At 60.8% G+C, this 1274-nt stretch carries 1 protein-coding gene; it reads left to right on the top strand.

Annotated features, from left to right (window positions below; genetic code table 11):
- Positions 1–1273 (top strand): serine hydroxymethyltransferase (gene glyA, locus AC2FIS_RS23165; protein WP_496700169.1); only part of this gene is annotated, 1273 nt, incomplete at its 5' end.
- Between the last annotated feature and the right edge of the window lies 1 nt (position 1274).

Raw genomic sequence — 1274 nt, 5'->3', positions numbered from 1 at the left:
CGGATTTTTCACCCAGTCCCTATCTGACCGTGATCCCGAGCTGTTCGGCTCGATCACATCCGAGCTGGGTCGTCAGCGCGACGAGATCGAGCTGATCGCATCCGAAAACATCGTCTCTGCCGCCGTGATGGAAGCACAAGGCTCGGTGATGACCAATAAATACGCCGAAGGCTATCCCGGTCGTCGCTATTATGGCGGCTGCCAGTACGTGGACATCGCCGAGAACCTGGCCATCGACCGCGCCAAAGAGCTGTTTGGCTGCGGCTTTGCCAACGTGCAGCCGAACTCTGGCTCTCAGGCCAACCAGGGTGTGTTCCAGGCATTGATCCAACCCGGCGACACCATTCTGGGCATGAGCTTGGACGCAGGCGGTCACCTGACCCACGGCGCCCGTCCCAACCAGTCGGGCAAGTGGTTCAATGCGGTGCAGTATGGCGTCCGCAAAGAAGACAACATGCTGGACTATGATCAGGTCGAGGCGCTGGCAAAAGAACACCAGCCCAAGCTGATCATCGCCGGTGGTTCCGCGATTCCGCGCCAGATCGACTTTGCCCGCATGCGCGAGATCGCCGACATGGTCGGCGCCTACCTGCACGTGGACATGGCGCACTTCGCCGGTCTGGTGGCAGCGGGTGAGCACCCCAGCCCCTTCCCGCATGCGCATGTGGCAACCACCACCACGCACAAAACCCTGCGCGGCCCGCGTGGCGGCATGATCCTGACCAATGATGAAGATATCGCTAAGAAAGTGAATTCAGCCATCTTCCCCGGCATTCAGGGCGGCCCGCTGATGCATGTGATCGCAGCCAAGGCCGTGGCCTTTGGCGAGGCGCTGCAGCCTGCGTTCAAGGACTACATCAAGCAGGTCGTCGTGAACGCACAGGCGCTGTCAGACCAGCTGATCAAGGGTGGTCTGGACACGGTGACCCACGGTACCGACACCCATGTGGTGCTGGTCGATCTGCGACCCAAGGGCGTGACCGGCAACATTGTCGACAAGGCTCTGGGCCGGGCGCATATCACCTGCAACAAGAACGGCGTGCCGTTTGATCCGGAAAAACCGACCATTACGTCGGGCATCCGTCTGGGCTCCCCCGCCGGCACCACCCGCGGCTTTGGCGAGATCGAGTTCCGCCAGATCGCCGACTGGATCATCGAGGTGGTCGACGGCCTGGCTGCCAATGGCGAAGACGGCAATGGCGCCGTCGAAGCCAAAGTCAAAGCCGAGGTTGCAGAGCTTTGCGCTAAATTCCCGATCTATCCAAACCTGTAAT

The sequence above is a fragment of the Ruegeria sp. CDSB113 genome (assembly GCF_059611045.1).
The sequence above is the reverse complement of the archived record's forward strand: the minus strand, read 5'-3'. Positions and strand labels throughout refer to the sequence as shown.